The organism is Enterococcus villorum (assembly GCF_007990225.1).
Taxonomy (GTDB): domain Bacteria; phylum Bacillota; class Bacilli; order Lactobacillales; family Enterococcaceae; genus Enterococcus_B; species Enterococcus_B villorum.
This window is the reverse complement of the sequence record NZ_BJWF01000001.1, coordinates 220,781-242,304: the sequence shown is the minus strand read 5'-3', so window position 1 is coordinate 242,304 and position 21,524 is coordinate 220,781. Positions and strand designations below refer to the sequence as shown.

22 protein-coding genes and 2 pseudogenes are annotated in these 21,524 nt (G+C 34.2%); 14 read left to right on the top strand and 10 right to left on the bottom strand.

The window, feature by feature from the left end; translation table 11 throughout:
- Positions 1-69 precede the first annotated feature (69 nt).
- The 4 genes from EVI01_RS01125 to EVI01_RS01110 all read right to left on the bottom strand — a co-directional run bounded on the left by EVI01_RS01125 (position 70) and on the right by EVI01_RS01110 (position 4,576).
- The gene (locus EVI01_RS01125; protein WP_010751129.1) at positions 70-1,992 is read right to left on the bottom strand and encodes a heavy metal translocating P-type ATPase; all 1,923 of its coding nucleotides are present in this window, start codon (positions 1,990-1,992) and stop codon (positions 70-72) included.
- Between the two features lie 174 nt (positions 1,993-2,166).
- Positions 2,167-3,000, bottom strand: a complete 834-nt coding sequence (locus EVI01_RS01120; protein ID WP_010751128.1) for an undecaprenyl-diphosphate phosphatase — start codon at positions 2,998-3,000, stop codon at positions 2,167-2,169.
- 224 nt (positions 3,001-3,224) lie between these two features.
- Positions 3,225-3,929, bottom strand: coding sequence for a histidine phosphatase family protein (locus EVI01_RS01115; RefSeq protein WP_010751127.1), 705 nt, complete (start codon positions 3,927-3,929; stop codon positions 3,225-3,227).
- A gap of 23 nt (positions 3,930-3,952) precedes the next feature.
- Complete coding sequence (locus EVI01_RS01110) at positions 3,953-4,576, bottom strand: MBL fold metallo-hydrolase (protein ID WP_010751126.1); 624 nt, start codon at positions 4,574-4,576, stop codon at positions 3,953-3,955.
- Positions 4,577-4,926: 350 nt separating this feature from the next.
- On the opposite strand from EVI01_RS01110, the pseudogene EVI01_RS01105 reads away from it, so the two are divergent.
- Positions 4,927-7,283: pseudogene (locus tag EVI01_RS01105) on the top strand (ATP-dependent DNA helicase).
- Between the two features lie 154 nt (positions 7,284-7,437).
- Here EVI01_RS01105 and EVI01_RS01100 read toward each other — a convergent pair.
- Positions 7,438-7,929, bottom strand: a complete 492-nt coding sequence (locus tag EVI01_RS01100; RefSeq protein WP_010751124.1) for a YajQ family cyclic di-GMP-binding protein — start codon at positions 7,927-7,929, stop codon at positions 7,438-7,440.
- A gap of 152 nt (positions 7,930-8,081) precedes the next feature.
- Between EVI01_RS01100 and EVI01_RS01095 the strand changes: the two genes are divergently transcribed.
- Positions 8,082-9,020, top strand: coding sequence for a YitT family protein (locus EVI01_RS01095; protein WP_025480651.1), 939 nt, complete (start codon positions 8,082-8,084; stop codon positions 9,018-9,020).
- A gap of 141 nt (positions 9,021-9,161) precedes the next feature.
- Positions 9,162-9,506 (top strand): metal-sulfur cluster assembly factor, encoded by a 345-nt coding sequence (locus EVI01_RS01090; RefSeq protein ID WP_010751122.1) that lies wholly within the window; start codon positions 9,162-9,164, stop codon positions 9,504-9,506.
- A 600-nt stretch (positions 9,507-10,106) separates the two neighbouring features.
- Here the strand turns inward: EVI01_RS01090 and EVI01_RS01085 are convergent.
- Positions 10,107-10,427: a hypothetical protein gene (locus EVI01_RS01085; protein WP_010751121.1), complete on the bottom strand. Its 321-nt coding sequence runs from the start codon at positions 10,425-10,427 to the stop codon at positions 10,107-10,109.
- Positions 10,428-10,830: 403 nt separating this feature from the next.
- Between EVI01_RS01085 and EVI01_RS13950 the strand changes: the two genes are divergently transcribed.
- Positions 10,831-10,965: a hypothetical protein gene (locus tag EVI01_RS13950; protein WP_010751120.1), complete on the top strand. Its 135-nt coding sequence runs from the start codon at positions 10,831-10,833 to the stop codon at positions 10,963-10,965.
- An 86-nt stretch (positions 10,966-11,051) separates the two neighbouring features.
- Positions 11,052-11,339, top strand: coding sequence for an AbrB/MazE/SpoVT family DNA-binding domain-containing protein (locus tag EVI01_RS01080; protein ID WP_025480650.1), 288 nt, complete (start codon positions 11,052-11,054; stop codon positions 11,337-11,339).
- A 306-nt stretch (positions 11,340-11,645) separates the two neighbouring features.
- Here EVI01_RS01080 and EVI01_RS01070 read toward each other — a convergent pair.
- Together EVI01_RS01070 and EVI01_RS01065 are read right to left on the bottom strand one after the other, a co-directional pair.
- Positions 11,646-11,837, bottom strand: a pseudogene (locus EVI01_RS01070) (hypothetical protein); the annotation flags it as partial.
- A 20-nt stretch (positions 11,838-11,857) separates the two neighbouring features.
- Complete coding sequence (locus EVI01_RS01065) at positions 11,858-12,193, bottom strand: hypothetical protein (RefSeq protein WP_010751117.1); 336 nt, start codon at positions 12,191-12,193, stop codon at positions 11,858-11,860.
- A 546-nt stretch (positions 12,194-12,739) separates the two neighbouring features.
- On the opposite strand from EVI01_RS01065, the gene EVI01_RS01060 reads away from it, so the two are divergent.
- The 5 genes from EVI01_RS01060 (at position 12,740) to EVI01_RS01040 (ending at position 18,046) form a co-directional block, all read left to right on the top strand.
- A complete protein-coding gene (locus EVI01_RS01060; RefSeq protein WP_010751115.1) occupies positions 12,740-12,985 on the top strand; it encodes a hypothetical protein in 246 nt (81 codons plus the stop codon).
- Positions 12,986-13,448: 463 nt separating this feature from the next.
- A complete protein-coding gene (locus EVI01_RS01055; RefSeq protein WP_010751114.1) occupies positions 13,449-14,213 on the top strand; it encodes a class I SAM-dependent methyltransferase in 765 nt (254 codons plus the stop codon).
- A gap of 1,066 nt (positions 14,214-15,279) precedes the next feature.
- Positions 15,280-16,389: an alanine dehydrogenase gene (ald, locus tag EVI01_RS01050; protein WP_010751113.1), complete on the top strand. Its 1,110-nt coding sequence runs from the start codon at positions 15,280-15,282 to the stop codon at positions 16,387-16,389.
- Complete coding sequence (tdcB, locus tag EVI01_RS01045; protein WP_010751112.1) at positions 16,390-17,397, top strand: bifunctional threonine ammonia-lyase/L-serine ammonia-lyase TdcB; 1,008 nt, start codon at positions 16,390-16,392, stop codon at positions 17,395-17,397. It abuts the gene before it with no gap.
- Between the two features lie 277 nt (positions 17,398-17,674).
- On the top strand, positions 17,675-18,046 hold the full coding sequence (locus tag EVI01_RS01040; RefSeq protein ID WP_010751110.1) for a ClbS/DfsB family four-helix bundle protein: 372 nt from the start codon (positions 17,675-17,677) through the stop codon (positions 18,044-18,046).
- Between the two features lie 64 nt (positions 18,047-18,110).
- On the opposite strand, the gene apf is transcribed toward EVI01_RS01040, so the two are convergent.
- On the bottom strand, positions 18,111-18,707 hold the full coding sequence (gene apf, locus EVI01_RS01035) for an aggregation-promoting factor (RefSeq protein WP_010751109.1): 597 nt from the start codon (positions 18,705-18,707) through the stop codon (positions 18,111-18,113).
- A 343-nt stretch (positions 18,708-19,050) separates the two neighbouring features.
- Between apf and EVI01_RS01030 the strand changes: the two genes are divergently transcribed.
- Positions 19,051-19,485 carry a universal stress protein gene (locus tag EVI01_RS01030; protein WP_010751108.1) on the top strand — a complete coding sequence of 145 codons (435 nt, stop codon included), beginning with the start codon at positions 19,051-19,053 and terminating at the stop codon, positions 19,483-19,485.
- A gap of 255 nt (positions 19,486-19,740) precedes the next feature.
- Entirely contained in the window at positions 19,741-19,932 is a 192-nt protein-coding gene (locus tag EVI01_RS01025) for a hypothetical protein (RefSeq protein ID WP_010751107.1), read from the top strand.
- Between the two features lie 146 nt (positions 19,933-20,078).
- On the opposite strand, the gene EVI01_RS14210 is transcribed toward EVI01_RS01025, so the two are convergent.
- Positions 20,079-20,336 carry a hypothetical protein gene (locus EVI01_RS14210; protein ID WP_025480649.1) on the bottom strand — a complete coding sequence of 86 codons (258 nt, stop codon included), beginning with the start codon at positions 20,334-20,336 and terminating at the stop codon, positions 20,079-20,081.
- Between the two features lie 362 nt (positions 20,337-20,698).
- Here EVI01_RS14210 and ykzS point away from each other — a divergent pair, with 362 nt between their 5' ends.
- The gene (gene ykzS / locus EVI01_RS01015; protein ID WP_010751106.1) at positions 20,699-20,887 is read left to right on the top strand and encodes a protein YkzS; all 189 of its coding nucleotides are present in this window, start codon (positions 20,699-20,701) and stop codon (positions 20,885-20,887) included.
- Between the two features lie 197 nt (positions 20,888-21,084).
- The gene (locus tag EVI01_RS01010; RefSeq protein ID WP_010751105.1) at positions 21,085-21,456 is read left to right on the top strand and encodes a YxeA family protein; all 372 of its coding nucleotides are present in this window, start codon (positions 21,085-21,087) and stop codon (positions 21,454-21,456) included.
- Positions 21,457-21,524 lie beyond the last annotated feature (68 nt).

The window sequence follows — 21,524 nt, the reverse complement described above, 5'->3', positions numbered from 1 at the left end:
CTGCCATCCATCATATCATTTTTTTTATTCTTACAAAAGAGAGGATTTTATTCTCTTAGGATCAAGTGTTTAAGAAGAAAGCTCTGTAGACTGTAAAGGGCAGCTGGCACAAGGGGGTTCTTTTTGTTTGGGAACTGGTAGTGGTTTCAATAAACGTAAACCGTTTAAAATCACTAAAATGGTACTTCCTTCATGTCCCACGACACCTAAAGGTAAGTTTAAAAATTGGAGAAAATTAGAGAGGATCAATAGACAAATCATTGTTAAGGAAAAAAGAATGTTTTGTTTAATTATTTTTTTCATTTTAAGTGATAAGCGATGGGTGTAAGTTAATTGGTGCAAATCATTTTTCACCAATACAATATCGGCAATTTCCATTGCCACATCCGTCCCTTGTCCCATGGCAATTCCTAAAGAAGCTGTAGCAAGGGCTGGTGCATCGTTTACGCCATCTCCCACCATTGCAGTCACCTCATAAGTTTCTTTTTGCTGTTGCGCATACTTCGTCTTTTTAGCTGGTGTACAATCTGCGAAAAGATTGTGGATACCAATTTGTTTTGCAATCACTTGTGCAGTTCCCTTGTTGTCACCAGTGATCATACTTGTCGAAATATTTTGGGCATTGAAATAATCGATGACTTGCTTGGCATTGTCTTTTGGCACATCTAATAATCCAAGGACAGCCATTAATTCATCGTCTCTAGTTAAGGCTATTACAGTTTTTCCTTGTTGCTCGAGTAGTGCGATTTGTCGTTTGATCTCTTGATCTTGAATTTTTCTTTTTTCTGGAAGCCATTTCCCAACGCCCCATTCATTTCCTTGATATGTTGTTCGTAAGCCAAAACCAGTCATTTCTTCAATTGATAACTGTTGGATTTCCTTTGGTATCTGACAATCAAAATGAGCCACAATGGCTTGGGCTAATGGGTGGGTGGTTTTTTCTTCCATGGATACTAAAATTTGTTGAGAAATAAGAACATCATCTGTTACAAAATAGCTATCGGTTACTACCGGTTTTCCTTGTGTTAAAGTCCCTGTTTTATCAAAAGCAATTGATCTTAATTGAGCGAATTGTTCCAAATGAAAGCCACCTTTAATTAATACACCATTTCTGGCGGCGTTTGATAAGGCAGCCAGGGTAGCAGGAGTAGCAGAAGCCACTAACGCACATGGAGAAGCGACCACTAATAAAACCATCCCTCGATAGAAACTTTCTTGTAGACTCCAACCAAAGAAGAAGGAAGAAAAGAGAACCATTAGGGGAACGAACAATAATACACATTTTACATACGTATTTTCAATGCGTGAGATAAATGAGGCCGTTTTTGTTGGTGTGTTTTGTGCTTCTTCCACTAATTTGATGATTTTGGCAAACACAGTATCTGTGCTTTTTTTGGTCACACGAAGAATAAAAGGGTTCCCTTGATTAATCGTTCCAGCAAATAATTCATCCTGTTGTTTTTTTTCGACTGGGATCGATTCGCCACTGATGGTTGCTTCATCAACAACAGCTTGTGAGCTTTCCAAAAAGCCATCAATTGGAATTGTTGCTCCTTTACTGACAAAAACGCGATCATGGATCGTTAATTCCTCTACAGCAATTTCTTCCAACTCTTCTTTCTCAGTTAAGCGTTGAGCTTTGTGAGGTTGAAGATTCATCAATGCAGTGATCTCTTGTTGGCTTTTACTGGTTGTATATTCTTCAAGTGCTCCACTTAAACAAAAAATAAACGTTAACATGGCGCCTTCAAAAAACTCACCAATCAGACAGGCACCAATTGCGGCTAATGCCATTAATAAGTCAACATTTAAAGTATGTTCCTCCCAAAGCTCGATCAAACCTTCTTGCGTTTGTTTAAATCCGCCAAATAGAATTGCTCCTAAATAAAATGCCAAACTTAAGTAAGGGGAAATAGCTTGAGAGAGAAGTCCTAAAAGCATGAGAGACAGGCAACTAATGACTGGTATGAAAGTATATTTTATGTTATTCAAAGAACATTCCTCCTTTTCAAAATCAATATAACATACCGTTAATATAAATGATAATGAAATTTGTTAAATGAGAACGATAATAGTTATCAGTTATTTAAACAAGGAATAAAAACATTCTTTATTAAAATGAATAAAAAAACGCACTGACTATTGCAGTGCGTCTCGTATGTTTATTTACATGGCGATAAACCAATAACCAATTAAAATAATACCTAAAATGATGCGATACCATCCAAAAACAGTAAAATCGTTTTTCTTCAAATAGTTTAATAAGAATTTAATGGCTAAAACAGAAACAATAAATGAAACCAGTGTACCAACTAATAATACGATCGTTTCTTCCATTTTAAAAGAATTTCCTTGTACTAGATACTTCACAATTTTTAGACCACTAGCACCGAACATTACAGGAATACCTAAGAAAAATGAAAACTCAGTGGCAACAAATCTTGAAGCATCAATTAAAATTGCTCCTAAAATCGTGGCACCTGAACGAGAGGTTCCTGGAACCAGTGCTAATACTTGGAATAATCCTACAAGTAAGGCAGCTTGATAAGTAAAATCATTCAATGTTGTCCAACGGGGTGTTTTATTTTTGTTCCTTTTTTCGACAAGAATAAAGGCGATACCATAGATGATCAACACGATGGCAACAGGTAAGAATTTATAAAAATGCGCTTCTAACCAATCATCTAATGGTAATCCAATAATAACCGCAGGGATACAAGCAACTATTACTTTAAACCAAAGTGTCCAAGTATCTTTTTTCTCAATCGTTGTCTTGCTTGGAGAAAAGGGATTTAATTTATGGAAATATAAAACGACGACCGCCAAAATAGCGCCTAATTGGATGACGACATTAAACATTGACATAAACTGTGAGCTAGCATCTAGCTTAATAAACTGATCTGCTAGAATCAAATGACCAGTACTACTGATCGGCAACCACTCGGTAATCCCTTCGATAATTCCTAAGATAGCTGCTTTTATGATATTTGCAAAAAACATAGTTTCCTTCCTTCCCAAATAAAATACATTATTTAGTATATCGTTCTTTGGAGTGAAAACCAAATGCTTTCTTCAAATTAAGAAAAATTTGAGAAATCACATTGGCAAATAAAAACGAGCAATCCATACCTGTCTTTCTTCTTAATCTAAAGTAGAAAGAACAGCACTTGATCACTCGTTAAGAAAGCATCCATTAGCACATTTTTTGTAAAATATGAATAAATTTATAGGAAAGAATCATGCAACTTATTTTTTCCATTTTCAATATAGCTCGTATCATTAATATCAACAATCGTGAATTTTCCGTTTTGATAGGTTACTTTTGTGACACTTCCATTTAGTAATCCCGCTCGAACTGGTTGTTTGGCATCAATCAAATTCAATAAAAAGCCGATTGTTAAACCATGGGAAACGACCAAAACATTTCCGCCTCCATTTTTTTCACAACGATGGGCAATGTCTTCAAATCCAGACCAAACACGACTTTTTAAGGTGTCATAAGTCTCCGCCCAGCCAGCAGTATCGAGATTATAAATGGCATTGGCAATTTGTTCAAAAGTGACATCTTTAGTAAACATTTCACTGGATGTTTTAAAATTTAATACCCGGGGAATAACACCCCACATCTCCATGTCATAGCCACCTTCTAAAGAACCAAAACACCACTCACGAATCCGTTGGTCAATAAAATAAGGCACTTCTTTTCCTTTTGAATGTTCACTTAAAATGATCCGAGCTGTTTCAATTGCACGGCCACTATCACTAGAGTAGGCAAAAGAAAAATCAATTTCTTTTAATCCTTTGCCAAGATAGCGGATGCCTTCTTGGCCTTTTTTGGTCAGTGGGGTGTCACACCAACCTTGGACACGTTCAATCGTATTGAACATGGTTTTTCCATGTCTGACAATATAAAGGGTTGTTTCAGTCATTGCTAACTCCTCCTATTCAATAATTAATTAAAAAAAGGATTGGTTCTTTTTTCATGTTCGATCGTCGTCGCATCTCCGTGGCCTGGATAAACAACAAATTCATCTGGTAAAACAAACAGTTGGGTGTTGATACTGTGTAACAGCTGTTCTAAATTACCAGTATATAAATCGGTTCGACCGATACTTCCTTTAAAAAGGGCATCTCCACAGATCACAAAATCATCAAAAATAAAGCTAACACTTCCAATGGAATGTCCTGGAGTAGGGACGACACGAAAGTTCATGTCTCCAAGACGGTATGCTTTCATTTCAAATTCATATTCAGCGGGAGAGACAATGACATTAGCCATATCATCATGTCGCCCTAATCCAGAAAGATTGAGTATTGGATCGCCTAACCATTCTTGTTCCAAAGGACTAACGTATACTGGAATCTGATAAAATTGACGAAGTTCTTCGACAGCACCAATATGGTCGTAATGAGTATGTGTCAATAAAATAGCCACGGGACGTTGCTGTATTTTTTCAATTTGTCTTTTGATCTTATCCGCGTCTTCACCAGGATCAATAATCAATAAGGCTTCTTCGTTAGATACAAGATAACAGTTTTCTTCAATTGTTCCTGTTTTCAGTTGTTCAATGTGCATAAAATTTCCTCCTGATTTCTTACTTAGTTCTAGTATAACGCAACTAATAGGAGGAAACAAAAGACCCTACTTGACGAAAGAAAATAAAAAGATAAAATGGAACAGGTTCAAGAAATTTCAAGAATTATTTTTTCCTGAAGAAATGTCAAATAGCTTAAAATAAATAGATGAGAAAGGTTTCTTGGGTTCAACTATAAAACAGGAAATTTTTGTTTTTTTCTTATAAAAAGTGTATGAAACACCCAATAAAAAAGAAAAACTCACCTGATATTTGCTTGTTCATTGAGTGAATGTTTTTTGCTTCTTGCTCTTTTTTCAGGTAAGCTTATCGTTAAAGGAGGCGGGAATGGGTGAAACAAGCCAAAATATCGGTACGAAATTTAGTCGAATTTATCCTAAGACGTGGAAGTATCGACAATCGAAAAAAAAGTAACCATACCGCACTAGAAGGCGCCAAAATTCACCGTAAGCTACAAAAAGAAGCCGGTGACACCTATGAAAAAGAAGTTTATTTAAAAACGACTGTTCAATTGGAAGAACATCAGTTGATTGTTGAGGGACGCGCAGATGGTATCTTTCAAAAAGAAGGAATGTATTATATTGATGAAATAAAAACTTCTGAACCTAGGTTTGAAGACCTTGAAGAAGAGCAGGTCGAATTATTTTTTCATCAAGCAAGAACCTATGCGTATATTTATTGTCATGAACATAATTTGAAAGAAATCAATTTACAGCTGACTTATTTTCAAACCACAGAAGAAATTGTCACCCGTAAAATCCAACATCAAACCATTGAACAATTAGATAAATTTTTTAATAAATTAACGGAAGATTATCAAGAATGGCTGATTTTTCAAGAAAATTGGCGAACAGTCAGAAATGCATCGCTGATGGCGTTGAAATTTCCTTATGAAACTTACAGAAAAGGGCAAAGAGAGTTAGCGGTAGCTGCGTATAAAACGATTCGGACCAAACAAAAACTATTCGTTGAAGCACCCACCGGCACTGGTAAGACAATTTCTACTTTATTTCCTTCTTTAAAAGCTATGGGTGAAGAAACCGGTGAGCGTATTTTTTATTTAACGGCTAAAACAATTACTAGACAAGTTGCTGAAGATGCAATGGTGGCTTTAAAAGACGTAGGAACAAAAGCCAAAAGCGTCACTCTAACCGCAAAAGACAAAATTTGTTTTTTAGATGAAACAACGTGTAACCCCGATCAATGTCCTTACGCCAATGGCTATTATAATCGAATCAATGAAGGGCTCTGGGACTTGTTGAATCATGAAAATCAAATCACAAGAGCTGTCATTGAGCGTTATGCCTTGAAACATACACTGTGCCCTTTTGAACTCTCGCTAGACGTGAGCTTATGGTGTGATGTGATTATCGGTGATTATAACTATTTATTTGATCCCACTGTTTATTTACGCCGTTTTTTTGAAGAAGAAAAAAGGAAGATTACCTTTTTTTGATTGATGAAGCACATAATTTGGTGAGCCGTTCAAGAGAAATGTATTCTGCCAAGTTGTCGTATCAAAGTGCAAAAAATGTTTATACAATGCTTCCTAAGGAATTTCAAAAATTAAGACGCCGGTTCAATAAATTTCTTAAAGAATTTGATAAAATTAGCGAGATTTTAAAGGAAGAAGGCTGGAGTTATCACCATCAAAAGGAACCCGCACACTCGTTAATTGATGTCGGCTATCAATTGAGTGAACACATTCAGGAATGGTTAGCAGAATATCCAGAACAGCCTGTTCAAGAAACCTTGTTGCCATTTTATTTTGAGTTGCTTCATTTTTTGAAAATTAGTGAGTATTATGATGACCATTATGAAACCACCCTTGAGAAAAGTTACCACGATTTGATCATCAAAGAATTTTGTATGGATCCGAGTGATTTTTTAGCACAATCTTTAGCGAAGAGCAGAAGTAGTTTGTTATTTTCTGCTAGTTTCTCTCCGTTATCTTATTATCAAGAAACGCTGGGAGGTCAAGAAAGTTTGGCTTATCGTATTCCTAGCCCATTTCCAGAAGAAAATCAAAAAGTAATGATAACCAATTATTTAGAAACGACTTATCGTAAAAGAGAGACAAATATGTCGCCACTTATTGAGACAATTCACCATTTTGTTAAAGAAAAAATAGGGAACTATTTTATTTTTTTTCCATCTTATCAATATTTGGATCAGACAGTCGCAGCTTTTCAAGCCAAATACCCGAATATAAGAATGGTAATTCAAGACACTGTCATGAATGAGTCCGAAAGAGAAAATTTTTTAGATCAATTCAAAGAAGAGCCAACAGAGACATTGGTAGGTTTTTGCGTGATGGGTGGTATTTTTTCTGAAGGTATTGATTTAAGAGGTACCCGTTTGATTGGAAGCATGATTGTTGGTGTCGGATTGCCACAAATGAACCATGAACAAGAATTGATTAAACAATATTACGATGAAAAAGAACACCTGGGTTTTGCTTATGCATATCAATTACCTGGGATGAACAAAGTTCTACAAGCGGCTGGACGTGTGATCAGAGATGAAGAAGATAAAGGGATCGTGTTATTAGCGGATCAACGCTTTAATCGCAAGGATTACCGTCAGCTCTTTCCTAAACATTGGCATTCGGCCAAATCAGTATCGAGTATCCATGAATTATCAAAAGAGATTCAAGCATTCTGGCAAAAAAATGAACCGACCAAATGAGTAACAACGACTATTAAAACAATAATGAATACGCTAAAAGGGTTACTTTTGCTTAAAAAAGCCAGTATCGAGTAAGAAAACAATGTTTCTTGGATACTGGCTTTTATCTGCAAATAAACAAAATGATTCATGTGACATGCCATTTTCAAGCATTCTAGCGGTAGTTGGTAAATTGCAGTTCAATGGGTAAGTCGATTTTTCTTAACAAAGCAATAACTGCTTGCAAATCATCACGATTTTTTCCAGTAACACGAATTTGATCCTCTTGAATCTGTGTTTTTACTTTTATCTTCGAATTTTTGATTTCAGTCGTGATTTTTTTAGCGTTTTCTCGATCAATACCATTGATAAGTTCTGCTGTCTGGCGGGCTTTCCCACCTAATGCATGTTCAGATTCTGAGAAATGGATATTTTTGATAGGCACATTGCGTTTATTTAATTTACTAAATAAAACATCTTTGATTTGTTCGATTTTAAAGTCATCATCACTGACAATCGTTAATTTATTGTTGTCGAATTTGATATCAATGGTAGAGTCTTTAAAATCAAAACGATTCGTCAACTCCTTGACAGTTTGTTGAATCGCATTTCTGACTTCTTCAATGGTTACTTCTGAAACAATATCAAAACTTGCATCTTTTGCCATAAGACATCTCCTTTTTTGCTTTTCTTTTATTGTATCATAATGAGACAATTTGTTTGTCCCTTTGCTAAAATTATTCTCATTTATGATTCAAGTATTTTCATTTAATTCATAACCTGTTATTCTTACAATTGGACGAACATCGAAAGGAAGAGGTGCTTGTGAGTAAGATCAAGACAGTGTATCAAAGAAACGAAGTATTAAAAAAAATTGCGGTGATCCTAGTCACTGGATTGACTGCAGCGGTTGCGTTGAATTATTTTTTAATTCCTGCGAACGTTTTTTCTGCCGGGATGAATGGAATTGCCCAGATCATTGCCTCGCTATTATCTGACTGGTTCCACATTAAAGTGGACACAGGTGCCTTCATCTTTATTTTAAACATTCCGGTGTTTATCTTAGGGTTTCTTAAAGTAGGGAAAAGAGCAACCATTTTAAGTTTTGTTAACGTGTTGGCCGTTTCAGTCGCCACTACATTATTACCAACTGGACAGGTAACCGATAATATCTTAATGAATGCTTTAGTCGGCGGTGTGCTATTAGGTGTAGGAGTTGGGATTTCACTGAAAATGGGTTTCACTACTGGTGGGATGGATATCATTTCTTTAGTTCTTTCTCAAACCACAGGTAAAACCGTCGGCAATTATATGCTAATGCTAAATGGTTTAATTGTGGTAGTCGCAGGCTTTCTTTTTAACTGGGAAAGTGCATTGTACACGATTATTTCCATTTACGCGATGACACAAGTCGTAGATACGATCCACACCAGTCATCAAAAAGTCACGGCAATGATTGTTACCGTCAAGCCAGACGAAGTCACAGCAGCAATTGCTCAAAAGATGATTCGTGGAATGACTTTATTACCGTCAGTTGGTGGCTATTCAAAAAAAGAAGGAAAAATGATCATGATGGTGATTACCCGTTATGAAATGTATGATTTAGATCAAATTGTCCACGAAATTGATGAAGATGCATTCATTAATATTTTACCGACTCATTCAGTCTTTGGCCGTTTTGCTAATGAGTCTGAACAAAATCTTTATCGTTCAACGGGAGTATTTCCGGAAATAAAGAAAACGTCACAAAAAAAATAAAAAACGTTCGTTCATTTAAATGATTATTATTAAGGGAAGAAAATAAAGCCTCTAAATGAGAATAGCGCTCTTTGATTCTCATTTACAAATTGTAAAAAAAAGAGTATGATAAACAAAACTGGCATGAAGGAGTACTGCAAGATGAACGAAGCAAACCAAAAATGGTCTGATGAAGAAATAGCAGAAATCAAAGAACGAATCTTAGCTGCCTTAGAGATGGTCATTGATCCTGAGTTAGGTATTGACATCGTCAATCTAGGTTTAATATATGAAGTAGAATTTAATCCAGAAAATGGAGAAACAGTCATTAAAATGACCTTAACAACAATGGGCTGTCCATTAGCAGATATCTTAACAGATTCCATCCACGATGCGTTAAAAGAAGTACCAGAAGTATCAAAAGCAGAAGTAAAACTCGTTTGGTATCCCGCATGGACAACCGATAAAATGAGCCGTTATGCACGGATTGCTTTGGGGATTCGTTAAGGAATGGCACTTAACTGAGTGTGTTTATTAATACTTTTAGTATGTAGCTTGAGCTGAATTTTATGTTTTGTATATTCAGACGAATGTAACAAGATTACCATATTAAATGTAGATAGAAAAAACATCTTGATTCACTTTTTCTACAAGTGAATCAAGGTGTTTTTTGTTTTACAAAAATTTGGATGAGAGGATTTCACAGAGGAAATGTTCTTGATCAAGAAGCCGAGAGAAATTTCACCAAAAGTATTGTAGAAACAACAGAAACTGCTAGCTCCGTTTTTTCAGTTTTTAGAAAAAAGCTAGCTACGCTTAAAGATAGCTCTCCAAAAAGTATTGGTTCGTAAAGCTAAAGATATTCATGCTGAAAATGATAGTAATAGCCACTTAAGATACACCAGAACGTTGTTTAGATACTATGTAGATAAAGAAAAATAAGTAAGAATGTTTTCCACACAACAGAAAAAAATGTATAGGTCAAATGGATGAAAGAACGAAGGGAAAAGTTCAATCGCTCAATGACAGAGGATTAAAAACAGTTTGACATGGTAAAAATAATTCACTTTTCATCAAAAAATCAGAGTTTAAACTAGTGTAAAAATCTCAGAGGTATCGTGATAAAGAAGCTTTTATTTCTTTGTTCATGATCTTTTTATTAGAGTTACTTTTTGCAGCGGTGTGTATGCATCTTGCAGGATCAAGATGTTTTTGTTGCATATTTGTAGAAGAACGTTGTTCATGTTTCTCTTCTGACGTGCGGACATGCTGGGTTTCTGCTGGTTTCTTAAAAAAAAATTTCTTAATCACTGTTTTAATTGGTCGGGTAATGTATTGAAGTAATCTGGAAAAAAAACCTTTTTTCTTAAAGCCTAGACTGTCAGAATGCTCTTTTTGCGTGGCTTCGTTAGCAACTAATTGTTTCATCTAATAGCCTCCTTTCTTATAACATGATCATATACTGAAATGTTCAAAGATTATCTCTTTTTTTTTCGAAAAATCGACAAAGTTCTTTAGTATGATAAAATTAGAAAATAATTAATTGCTTGTTTTTTCAAGCCAATTAACTATTTTTACTTTCAGTCAAAATTATCTTTATTTTTCCAACAATTACTTTAAAACTAGGATAAAAAGAAAGAATTATATTGATATCTGTTATGTATTATCTCTATAAAATAAATAAAAATCTAATTTCCTTCTTTTTTGTTGTTATTTTTTATTCTATTTTCTATTTTCTTCTTGGCTTCTATAACGATGGCCTTTTAAAATCTTTATTGCGACTAATATTTACGTTGATATAATAAAGAATAGAAAAAGTAGGAGCTGAAAAATGGATACTCGATTAATGCTACAAGTAAAAGAGATTTTGAAAAAATTTCCTCATTATTGGAAAGAGGAAGAGTTGCAAAGACCAATCGTTATCAATGATTTAATAGGATCGAATGTGGTTAAAAGACTTATTTGATTCAATAATAACACTCACTTAGACTGTTTGCTATCAGTGTTATAACATGCTATGTTTGGTTGAGGGGAATTTAAGTAAGGGAGGAAATCATGAAATCAATCAAAGTAATAAAGATTGGGAACAGTGTTGGGATTATTTTACCAAGTTCTCTTGGCTTAAAAAATGGAGATACTATACGGGCGGAAAAAAAGGGGAATTTATTCATTCTTGACACTACACCAAACGCCAAGGAACATGATAGAAAGTTGATTGAGGACAGTTTCAAAGATTTTGAGAACCATTTAATTACGCAAGCGGAAGTGTTTCCTATTGTGCAAGAATATGTATGCGACAGCCAGAGATCAAACGCAAGAGAAAACGAAAATGGCAATTGAAACAAGACTATATTCAAGGCTATCTCATTGGTTTATCTAAAGTATTTTAACAGCAGATACTTACAAACGGGATATGAACTAGCATTACAGCTCCCTGAAGACATGGATGATCTCAGTTTAGTTCCTGAAAAAGATACCTCACACAAAGTAAAAGAGAATGAAGCTTTCATGGCTACCAGGAGGGACTAAAATTAAAAAAAACAGAATTACTAGAATAAGAAAGTATAACCAATCGAGAATAATTTGCTGTCTGCTATAAGCAACTTCAAAGTCCCTTCTAATAAAAGGGACTTTGAAGTTATTTATTTTTTTTGATTTCCTGTAAATTGAAAAAGCTTCAAGAAGACTTAAAAATAATACCGTATAGAAACCAGAACCTATAAAGTCTTTATTTAGTAAATATTCAACAGAAATTCCGATAATACTACCTAACAACAAATTGATTAAAAGCGTGAGATAAGGATGTTTTTTGTAAAATAAATCTATTTTATCTTTCATAGGTTCTCCTTTTGTATTATTTACTCTGTTTTATAAGCAGTGGCCACAGCTCTTCCAGCTCCATCATAACCAGTTCGTTTGTAAAAGCCTACCCAGCCATTATGATTTTTATCCCACAGCCGAGCGACTGAATTTCCTGGGGAATTACCATAATTTGTCCAACCAGCTGCAGTTAGAAGATTTCCTATTGCCCAGCCAGGCAGTCCAAAGATACCTAAAACAGAACCAATTCCTTTAGAGTAGGCAGTATTTATAGCTCCAGCTGTTACGCCAGTACTTAAAGCAATATGAGTATATTGCCATGCTCCCCATCTTGCAACATTAGCACGAGCTTTTGTTTCAACTTTTACTACCATAAGATCACCATTCTCGTCTTTTTGTATAGATACACCCACATTATCGTTGCTAGAATAACTTGAATTTTCGGGGATAATTTTGTTCGCTAGCAAAAACCATTCCAGTTGGGAGAGTTGTTGAGCCCAAAGTTAATAACGAGGTTGATAATAGCAAACTTTTTAAGAATGTTTTTTTCATGATGTTCACCTCTTTAAATAAATTGTAAGTTATGTATTTACAAATTGACTATAACATGTAACTGATTTTAAAAGTGAAAAAAATCACAAATAGTTGTTTTGCGGTCATAATCATTACCTGTTGTCATTTGATCTTTTAAGAAACAGAATGCATTGCCCAGAAATCATCCTTTAAACGAAAGAGATACAGTTAGCTTGTGTCTCTTTCGTTTATCAAGATACGCACAACAGAGTATACTTGAATATCTATTTTTTTCTTTCAATATATAAAGCCTTTCTAATGGTCGAGCATGTTGTGTAAAATAAATAGTTTGTTTGTACGTTTATACGTAAAAGCGCTTAGAGTAATATAGGGTTAGGGTTGTATTAATGAAAATATTAAAAAGAAATTTTACTAAATGTTTAGTTGGTGGGAGAATGACACAAGAGAGAATAATTGACGTTGGGAGACAGGGTTATAATCCTTATAAGCAAAGTGCCAATACTTTGTTTAACCTTATGAGAGAGTGTAAGTATTTAATAGAAAATATGTTGATGGAGACCCAAAAACGAATAACAAAGGATACGGAAAGTATGGAATTGAGCTGGACAAGAAATGGTTTAGACATTTATTAAAAAAGTCGGTAGAGCTAAGCAACCTATACATATTCTAAAAGAAAGATTTTTTTCTATAAGTTGTGTCTGATTTTCTATTTATAAAGGTCTAAAAAATCTATCTCAAAGTTTTAGATGAACTATTCTTGATTAAAATGAAAAAACAATATTTTTATGTATTATTTTTATGAATCTCACAGAACAACGAAGAAATTTTTGTGGAGCTGAATCACGGAAATCTCTGATAGAGGAGGAAGTATGGACTCCTTTTGAAATGATATTAAATAATAGTATTCGTGAAAGCGTTTTAAAATTTCTGTCTTCATGATATAATATGCCTAATCACACAATAGGAGAACGAAGATGAAAAAAGAACGAGGTAGCTACTCGATATAGTTTAATGGATAAGCCTATATCGAGTAGCAATTATCCAATAAACTGTATCGCAGTCATTCATTAGAAAAAATTGACTGGAGCGATAAAAATGGATCAAGAATGTTTAAAAAAAGAATGGCTTAAAAGTGAAGAAAATCAAAAAAACTTTTCTGGTTGGGATTTTTCTTATCTGGAAAACAAATGGTTTTGTGAAACTCCTTCATGGGATTATCAACAATTGGTTTTGTCTCATCTAAAAAAGGAGATGGTTCTCTTGGATATGGGAACGGGTGGCGGAGAATTATTGCAAACATTTGCTCATCCTTATCATAAAACCGCAGTAACAGAAGGGTATCTCCCCAACTATCATTTATTATTAAAAAAACTTCAACCTTTGGGAGTGAATGTCCAATTTGTTGATGAAGATGATTTACTGAATTTTGCAGATGATTCTTTTGATCTAGTGATTAATTCTCATGAATCATTTTCGGTAACTGAAGTGAAACGTGTACTGAAATCAAATGGCTTGTTTATCTCTCAACAAGTCGGCGACTTCAATGGTCTAAACTTAGCCTCAAGATTGATACCAGAAGCTAAAAAAGATCATTTTTCTTTTCATTTGTCTTTAGTAAAAGAGGAGCTAGAAAGAAATCAATTTCAAGTTTTATTTTGTGAGGAAGATTATCTGAATCAGCGTTTTTTTGACATGGATGGCTTAATTTTTTATGTTCGCACGATCCCATGGGAATTTTCTAATTTCTCAGTTGAAAAAAATTTTAAGGAACTTAAGATGCTACATGAAGAATTAAAACGCCATGGATTTATTTATAATTTGCAACATCGTTTTGTTTTTGTCGCTTGTAATAAAAAATAGTTCGTTGAAATATATCATATAATTAAAAAAAGTTAATTGTTTGGTATAAGAAAAACTAGTGGATGACTCTCTAGTTTTTCTTATTTTATTTTAGGAAAATTCGCGGTGCTTGAAGTGATTGACTAAAAGAAAAGAGAGTCTATCGAAAATGAGTGAGCAGTTGCGAATGTGAATGAAGGAAGAGAAAAGATAGATACCGAAAAAATTCCTTTATAGTTAGATAAAAAATATTTAATTTTTTAGTATAATGTGCAACAAGAGATAGGACAATGTTTTTATGAGTGAGTGTCATGGATTTATTGTTGAACTCATGTATTTTTTCACCAAATGTTTTAGCATTTCTATTTTTTAATAAAACTGAAAGATCATAAGTAACGAATGTTTTGTCATTTTATATTGACTTATTGCTTCTAGTAACGTATATTTTGTTTGGGAGAATATTTTTTCTATTGTTTTGTTTTATCGGCATTAGAATAGATGGACGTTCTTTTTCCTTATTTTTTTCGCTGTTTCTGAAAGCGTTTTATAAGGGGGTGGAGTATAATTTATTGTGTTATTTAAATTGGTCTAATTACCTTGTAATTGTGCAAGGGAGTGATAATTGTTTAGGCTCTTCAAAAATGAAATTGACACTTGGAACATATAATGAATTTTTGAATAGTTGCTATTTCTTTTTTGTATAGTTACTAAAAATAAAAAAGATCGTGGCATCCATGAAAAAAGTAAACCTATTGAACTGGATGGGTGTAAAACTTTTGGTACATAAAAGAAAAAGCAAGTGAAAAATTTTTATTCAAATAACTGAAATTGATTATCCTTATCAAGGAATGAAGGGAAATATTTTGTCTAAAAGTTTACGGATATAACTATTGTTTTAGGTAATATCAAGAACTGTAAGAACGACGGGGATCGCTTGGTCAGCAAGAGAAATCACTGTGAGTAAAAGATGAACTTACAAGTCTCTCTCTTTCCAAGAAACGCTCACTTCAAACGTAAAAAACGTTTGGCATAGATAAGTAAAGTAGTTCACAATTTGTTTAAAAAATAGATAGGGGAGCAGAAAAAAATGAAAATAGCCGTAATTAAAGATCCAAAGCAGGGAGAATCGAGAGTAGCGATGACTCCAGAGAATGTGAAAATCTTAGTGAATGCTGGAAATGAAGTTTTAATTGATCATAATGCTGGAATTGGTTCTGGTTTTACAAATGAACAATATGAAGAAGTTGGCGGAACGATTGTGGATACTGCTCAAGCATGGGAAGCGGAGCTAATTGTTAAGGTGAAAGAGCCAATGGAAAGCGAGTACCATTATTTTAAAGAAGGACAAATGATTTGGGGATTTTTACATTTAGCAGCAAATAAAACTTGCGTAGAGAAAATGATGGAAGCAGGCATCACGGCCATTTCAGGAGAAAATATCTCGGTGAATGGCGTACTTAAGTTATTAAAACCGATGAGTGCAATTGCTGGAAGACGTGCAGTCAATCTAGGTCAATATTATTTAGAGAAACAACATGGTGGTGAAGGAATTTTACTTCCTGGAATCGAAGGAGTTGATCCTGGAACGGTTGTCATTCTTGGGGGCGGAAACGCTGCGGAAAATGCTGCTGATATGGCGGTAGGACTAGGCTGTCAAGTTATAATTCTTGAGGTGAGTGAAGAAAGAATCAAGCAATTAAAAGCAAAATATAAAAATGATCGCGTAGATATTCTTGAATCGAATACAACAAACTTGGAAGAAGCGATAAAAAAAGCAGATGTTTTTATTTCAACCGTATTAATTCCAGGAGCGAAACCACCAAAACTAGTCAAAGAATATATGATAAAAACGATGAAACCCGGAAGTGTTGTGATTGATATTTCGATCGATCAAGGTGGAACAATTGAAACACTTGATCGTCCTACTACTCATGCTGATCCGGTATATATCAAGCACGGCGTCATTCATTATGGTGTACCAAATATGCCGGGTGCGACACCGAGAACAGCTACGATTGCTTTGGCTAAAGGGAATATTCCATTTCTCAAAGAACTAAGTGAAAAAGGACTTGATGAGTCTTTGAAATCAAATGAATCGCTTTTGTCAGGAATAAGTTTATATAAAGGAAAAGTTGTCTCTAAAGCTTTGGCAGAATCAATTGATGTTCCATTTACGAGAATAGGAGATGTTTTGTAAATGATAAAAGAGACGGTAAAATTACCTATTTCTATTGAAACGATTAATGAAGCGAAAAAAAACATCAAAGAATATGTTCGAACAACCCCGTTAATTCAAACCATGTTTCTTTCTGCTTTTACTGGCGGCCAAGTTTTTTTAAAATTAGAAAATATGCAGTTAACAGGTTCTTTTAAATTTAGAGGCGCATTTAATAAAATTGTGCAACTGACAGAAGAAGAAAAACGTCAAGGGGTCATCGCTGTATCTGCTGGAAACCATGCACAAGGAGTAGCATTGACATCAAAATTACTAGGGATAAAAAGCACCATTGTCATGCCAGAAACAGCGCCAATGGCAAAAGTGAAAGCAACAGAAAACTATGGAGCAAAGGTCATTTTACATGGCAAAGGATTTGATGAAGCAAAAGAGTATTGTGAAATGTTGGTGGGACAGACAGATGTGACATATATTCCTCCTTATGATGACGCCTATGTGATGGCTGGGCAAGGAACGGTAGGATTAGAAATTTTAGATGCTGCTTGGGATGTTGATACGGTTCTTGTACCTGTGGGCGGAGGTGGCTTAATTGCAGGCATAGCGACCGCACTAAAAAGTTTTAATGTGCATATCCAAGTCATTGGCGTTCAGGCAGAAAACATTCATGGAATGACTGCTTCTTATAATGAAGGAAAACGAATTGGGCACAAGATCAATCCAACAATTGCGGATGGTTGTGCTGTTGAATATCCTGGAAAATTAACTTTTGAGGTGGTCAAAGAACTCGTCGATGATATGATTACCGTAACAGAAGAAGAAATTGAAGTCGCAATGAAAGATTTAATTCAACGAACGAAAATTATCGTAGAAGGTTCTGGTGCGTTAGCGACCGCCGCTATCCTTTCAAGAAAAGTGGACAAGTATGTTCATGGAAAAAAAGTGATCGCGATAGTATCTGGTGGGAATGTTGATTTAAATAAAATTATCGACGTTATCGGACATTTCACTTTAGCTAATGAACTAAAGTGAAAAAACATCGAGGAAAATTGAATAGATTGGATACTTTAATAAAACAAGACGGCTTTTGATGCATCATATCAAAAGCCGTTTTGTTTTATTGTCTCACTTATAGGGAATAAATCAAAAGGTGAGGTTTTTTTTATATTCTGTAAAATAGTATTAAAAAAAACAAATGATATAATGGATGTAAAGATGTTTGATAAAGGAGTGATTCCATTGCGTCCAAAGACGAAAGAAGAATTACTGGAAGCAGCCACATTACGTTTTGATGAATTATGGAATTTAATTGATTCATCTTTATGAGCGGCATCAATTATTACTACAATGGATCAATAGTAATCTTCAAGGAGAAGGAAAAAAGTTTTTACCTGAACCTTATAATTGGCGCAACTATGGAGAGATGAATCAAGAATTTGTTGAAAAATATCAAGGAACATCTTTAGCTACTGCAAAAAAATTATTGAAAGAAAGCCATCAACAAGTTATGTCCATGTTGCGTTTGTTTAAAAACGAGGAGTTATTTCAGAAAAAGCAATTTGCTTGGATAGGGAATACAACACTAGGAAGTTATTTCATTTCGTCTACTGCAAGTCATTACGAGTGGGGTATCAAAAAAGTGAAACGATATAAAAAATACAAAGTAAGAAAATTTAAATAAAAACACAAATAAAAAAGGCAAGGACTCACCATGAGTCTTTGCCTTTAAAAGTTTCCTTTTTATATTAGTACCAACCGTTTGCTTCCCAGAAAGCTTTCGCTGCTTCCCATGAACCATAACGAGATGCTACGTATTGTTCAGCAACTCTTTCTTGGTTTGCTGCTGAATAGTCACCATTTAAGTAAGAAGAATCTAATTGGTAACGTCCGATGTAACGACCATTTGTTGCTGTGTAAGAACCACTTGATTCTTTTTGTGCAATCCATTCTTTCGCTGCATTTGTGCTTGTAGCAGTAGTTGTTTGTGTAGCTTGTGTTGTTTGAGCCACTGCAGGAGTTGCTTTTGCAGCTGTATTTTGTTTAACAGGTTGAGCCGCAGGTTGTGCTTGTGTGTGTTGTACTGGTTGAGCTGCCACAGATTGGCTACCTGTAGGAATAGTTAATTGTTGACCTGCATAGATCAAATTAATATTTGAAATTGAATTTTTTTCTGCAATCGTTTGGATCAAAGAGTTATCACCAACGTATTTTTGAGAGATCGTTGATAATGTATCACCTGATTGGACAGTATAAGCTTCGTCCGCATGTGCAGATGTTCCCATAAAGAATAAAGCGCCGGCAGTCAAAGTTGTTCCAAGTAGTAATGTTTTAAGTGATTTCATGTAGAATCTCCTTCGTAAGTTAAAAAATAAATTTGTTGTGTTCAACGAGGAATACTTTACCATGAGAAAATATTTCATAGGTGAAAGCTTTGTGACACTTTGTAACAAAGATACGTTTTTTGTAACAATTAGATTATCATAAAATGTGAAAAATAATGAGAAAACCGTCATAAACGGTTAAAATAAACATTTCACAAACCGTTTTGATGAGAAAAATAAACACTGAAAAAAATAAAAAAAAGCTACATTTTTCGAAAAAAATACAAAAATAAACACAAACAGTGTAAATTTTTTTTTAATTTGGTAAGTGATGTTACAATAATAGAAACAAGGAGGCGATTTCATGAGTAAGAGGTATCAAAAAATAATGGTAGCAGTGGACGGTTCAAAGCAATCCGAACAAGCTTTTTTGGAAGCTCTCGATTTAGCCAAAGATAATGAAGCAGAATTATTTATTGTTTCGGTGATCAATCAAGTGGAATTAACCCATAGTGCATATGCCTTTTCAAAAATCTATGCGGAAGAAAAACAAAAAATAGAAGTAGAAATGTTAAAGAAAATTCATGATGCAAAAGAGTATGGACTCACTGATATTCATGCAATTGTCGAAACAGGCGATCCACGTAATCTAATCGGTACGGTGTTTCCGCAACAAGAAGCCATTGATTTAATTGTGCTAGGTGCAACAGGAAAAGGTGCGATTCAGCAAGCTCTAGTGGGGTCTACCGCGTCTCATATTGTTACCCATGCACCTTGTAGTGTTCTTGTCGTGAAATAGTTTGTATGAAACATTCATCATTTCGCTACGATAATTGATTGTCCATTTGATGAATTTCTCTATATAAGTAAGAATAGGTAAGTGAAAAAACTACTGTTTTAAAAAAAGACCAAAAGAAAACTGTATCACAGGGATACAGTTTCTCTTCGGAGTAAAAAATGAAAAAAGTTTATTTGGGATAAATGAATCATAAGGGTTTTACCTTAAAAAAAACTTAAAGCAAAAATATTTAAATAAGCTGAAGTAGGTGAGAAAATGAGTGCTGGTGATGTATTAAATGAAGTCAAACAATTATGCAAGGAAAAAAAATACGAAGAAGCAAAAAATTTGATTGACTCAAATAAAGAAGTATTGGAAGATAAATTTCCTGTAGCTCAAAAATTCATTGAATTAAAGCAAGGTTCTATTTTTGAACGATTTAAATCTTTTTTCGGTGTCAATGAATAACAAATAAAAATAGAGAGTAAATGAAGTTACTTGATTTTGAACCGACCTCCAAAAAATTAGATTTTTGGTCTAACTTTTTGGAGGTCGGTTCATTTGTTTCTTTGTTGTCTCTCTTTTTTATTTAAGAAAATAGGATATCTATGCTATTATTTTTGATTTCTGTACAAAAAGAAAAGCCAAAAAATCAAAAGAATCATTGAAAAAACAAAACCGATGATATGTCTAATGAGTGTCGCTGGCGTTTCCCAATGGCGAAATGAAAAGATTTGATAAGTAAAGTAAGTGCATGGGAGCGAAAAAAATAAAACAGATAACTTTCTTTTGGTCCAGTTTATGTAATAAAGAAGGATACTTAACATGATAAAAAAAGGAATATAAAAAACGAGCTGACCGATTGTAACCACGAATGTTCCTCCCCTATTAAATAGTCTATCATACAAAATAACACTTTGTATTAAATGATGCAAGTATTTCTATAAAGGAAGGAATGCAAATGGAAAAGAGGGTCTTTTGATTAATAAAATTATTCTTGTTATAATTGGATGGAGAGAAAAAATGAAACTTTCATGGAGTAAAATAATAATCATTGTCTGTCGTTGTTCTCATCTAATTTGCCGACTTATTTCATAAATAGGAGCAAAAAGCATTTAAGGTACGCTAAACGTAAAATACTGGACACGAATGTACATAGTGATTCAGAAACTAGAAACTAAAGGATGGATGATGAATTGATCTTTACAGCCAACTGATGTAACGGAGGGGAATAATGAATCCATACGAATCACTTATCCAAGAATTAATTGATGGAAAAATTGAAAAAATAGATGTTAAAAGAGAAGAAGTCCTGCTATTTCGTGAAGCTTGGCTAAAATTGGAAAATCGAAAGTATATAGTCGGCAAGGCAGGGTTAAATGGTCAGGTCACTTATCATTATGATCCAACGCGTTTATATTAATAAGAAAAGTATCTAAGTAGCCTGGAAAATGATCGTTTCGAAGTGAAACAGTCAAAAACGCTCAAAGCAGTTTGTTCTGTTTTGGGTGTTTTTTTTTGTGAGCGTACAAGCTAAAGACTGAGAAAAAATTCCATCCAAAGGCGGATGAAGAAATTTCTTTTTCTTTCTATAATAAAAGAGAAATAGGAGGTAGGAAGATGAAAGTAATAAAAAGTATCATTGGTGTCGTGTTATTTTCTGGAATTGCATTAGTTGGTTTGAAGTTTTATACACTTCATTCATCTGACGAGATAGCTGGGGTATTGGATCAGCTAAATCCATTGGTGACCAAAGGAGAAGTCTATGTAAAGACGAAAAAACCAGATGAAGTCAATTCATATGGCACTGCTACTTATATACAAAAAGCTGCAGATAAAAATGGTCATGAACGGACCATTTCCTTTAATGGTCTGACCGTCTTAAAAGAAGGACGCTATTTGAAATTAACGAATAAAGGTGCCCATGTTGAAAGCTATGAAGAAGTCAAAAGACAAGAAGTTCCTAAAAAAGCTTTAGCAATTATTGAATAACTATATTTTTATTATGTAAACAAAAAGTTAAAAGTCCAACCAAAAAGGAAAGTATTTTTCCTCTTTGG

Bases quoted from the DNA above. Each gene is read 5' to 3' on its own strand.
- EVI01_RS01065 (WP_010751117.1), bottom strand. From the start codon at position 12,193: ATGGTAGTAAAAGTTGAAACAAAAGCTCGTGCTAATGTTGCAAGATGG.
- ald (WP_010751113.1), top strand. From the start codon at position 15,280: ATGAAAATAGCCGTAATTAAAGATCCAAAGCAGGGAGAATCGAGAGTA.
- EVI01_RS01090 (WP_010751122.1), top strand. From the start codon at position 9,162: ATGAACGAAGCAAACCAAAAATGGTCTGATGAAGAAATAGCAGAAATC.
- apf (WP_010751109.1), bottom strand. From the start codon at position 18,707: ATGAAATCACTTAAAACATTACTACTTGGAACAACTTTGACTGCCGGC.
- EVI01_RS01100 (WP_010751124.1), bottom strand. From the start codon at position 7,929: ATGGCAAAAGATGCAAGTTTTGATATTGTTTCAGAAGTAACCATTGAA.
- ykzS (WP_010751106.1), top strand. From the start codon at position 20,699: ATGAATCCATACGAATCACTTATCCAAGAATTAATTGATGGAAAAATT.
- EVI01_RS01025 (WP_010751107.1), top strand. From the start codon at position 19,741: ATGAGTGCTGGTGATGTATTAAATGAAGTCAAACAATTATGCAAGGAA.
- EVI01_RS01055 (WP_010751114.1), top strand. From the start codon at position 13,449: ATGGATCAAGAATGTTTAAAAAAAGAATGGCTTAAAAGTGAAGAAAAT.
- EVI01_RS01030 (WP_010751108.1), top strand. From the start codon at position 19,051: ATGAGTAAGAGGTATCAAAAAATAATGGTAGCAGTGGACGGTTCAAAG.
- EVI01_RS01085 (WP_010751121.1), bottom strand. From the start codon at position 10,427: ATGAAACAATTAGTTGCTAACGAAGCCACGCAAAAAGAGCATTCTGAC.
- EVI01_RS01120 (WP_010751128.1), bottom strand. From the start codon at position 3,000: ATGTTTTTTGCAAATATCATAAAAGCAGCTATCTTAGGAATTATCGAA.
- EVI01_RS01115 (WP_010751127.1), bottom strand. From the start codon at position 3,929: ATGACTGAAACAACCCTTTATATTGTCAGACATGGAAAAACCATGTTC.
- EVI01_RS01010 (WP_010751105.1), top strand. From the start codon at position 21,085: ATGAAAGTAATAAAAAGTATCATTGGTGTCGTGTTATTTTCTGGAATT.
- EVI01_RS01060 (WP_010751115.1), top strand. From the start codon at position 12,740: ATGAAAATATTAAAAAGAAATTTTACTAAATGTTTAGTTGGTGGGAGA.
- EVI01_RS01110 (WP_010751126.1), bottom strand. From the start codon at position 4,576: ATGCACATTGAACAACTGAAAACAGGAACAATTGAAGAAAACTGTTAT.
- EVI01_RS13950 (WP_010751120.1), top strand. From the start codon at position 10,831: ATGGATACTCGATTAATGCTACAAGTAAAAGAGATTTTGAAAAAATTT.
- tdcB (WP_010751112.1), top strand. From the start codon at position 16,390: ATGATAAAAGAGACGGTAAAATTACCTATTTCTATTGAAACGATTAAT.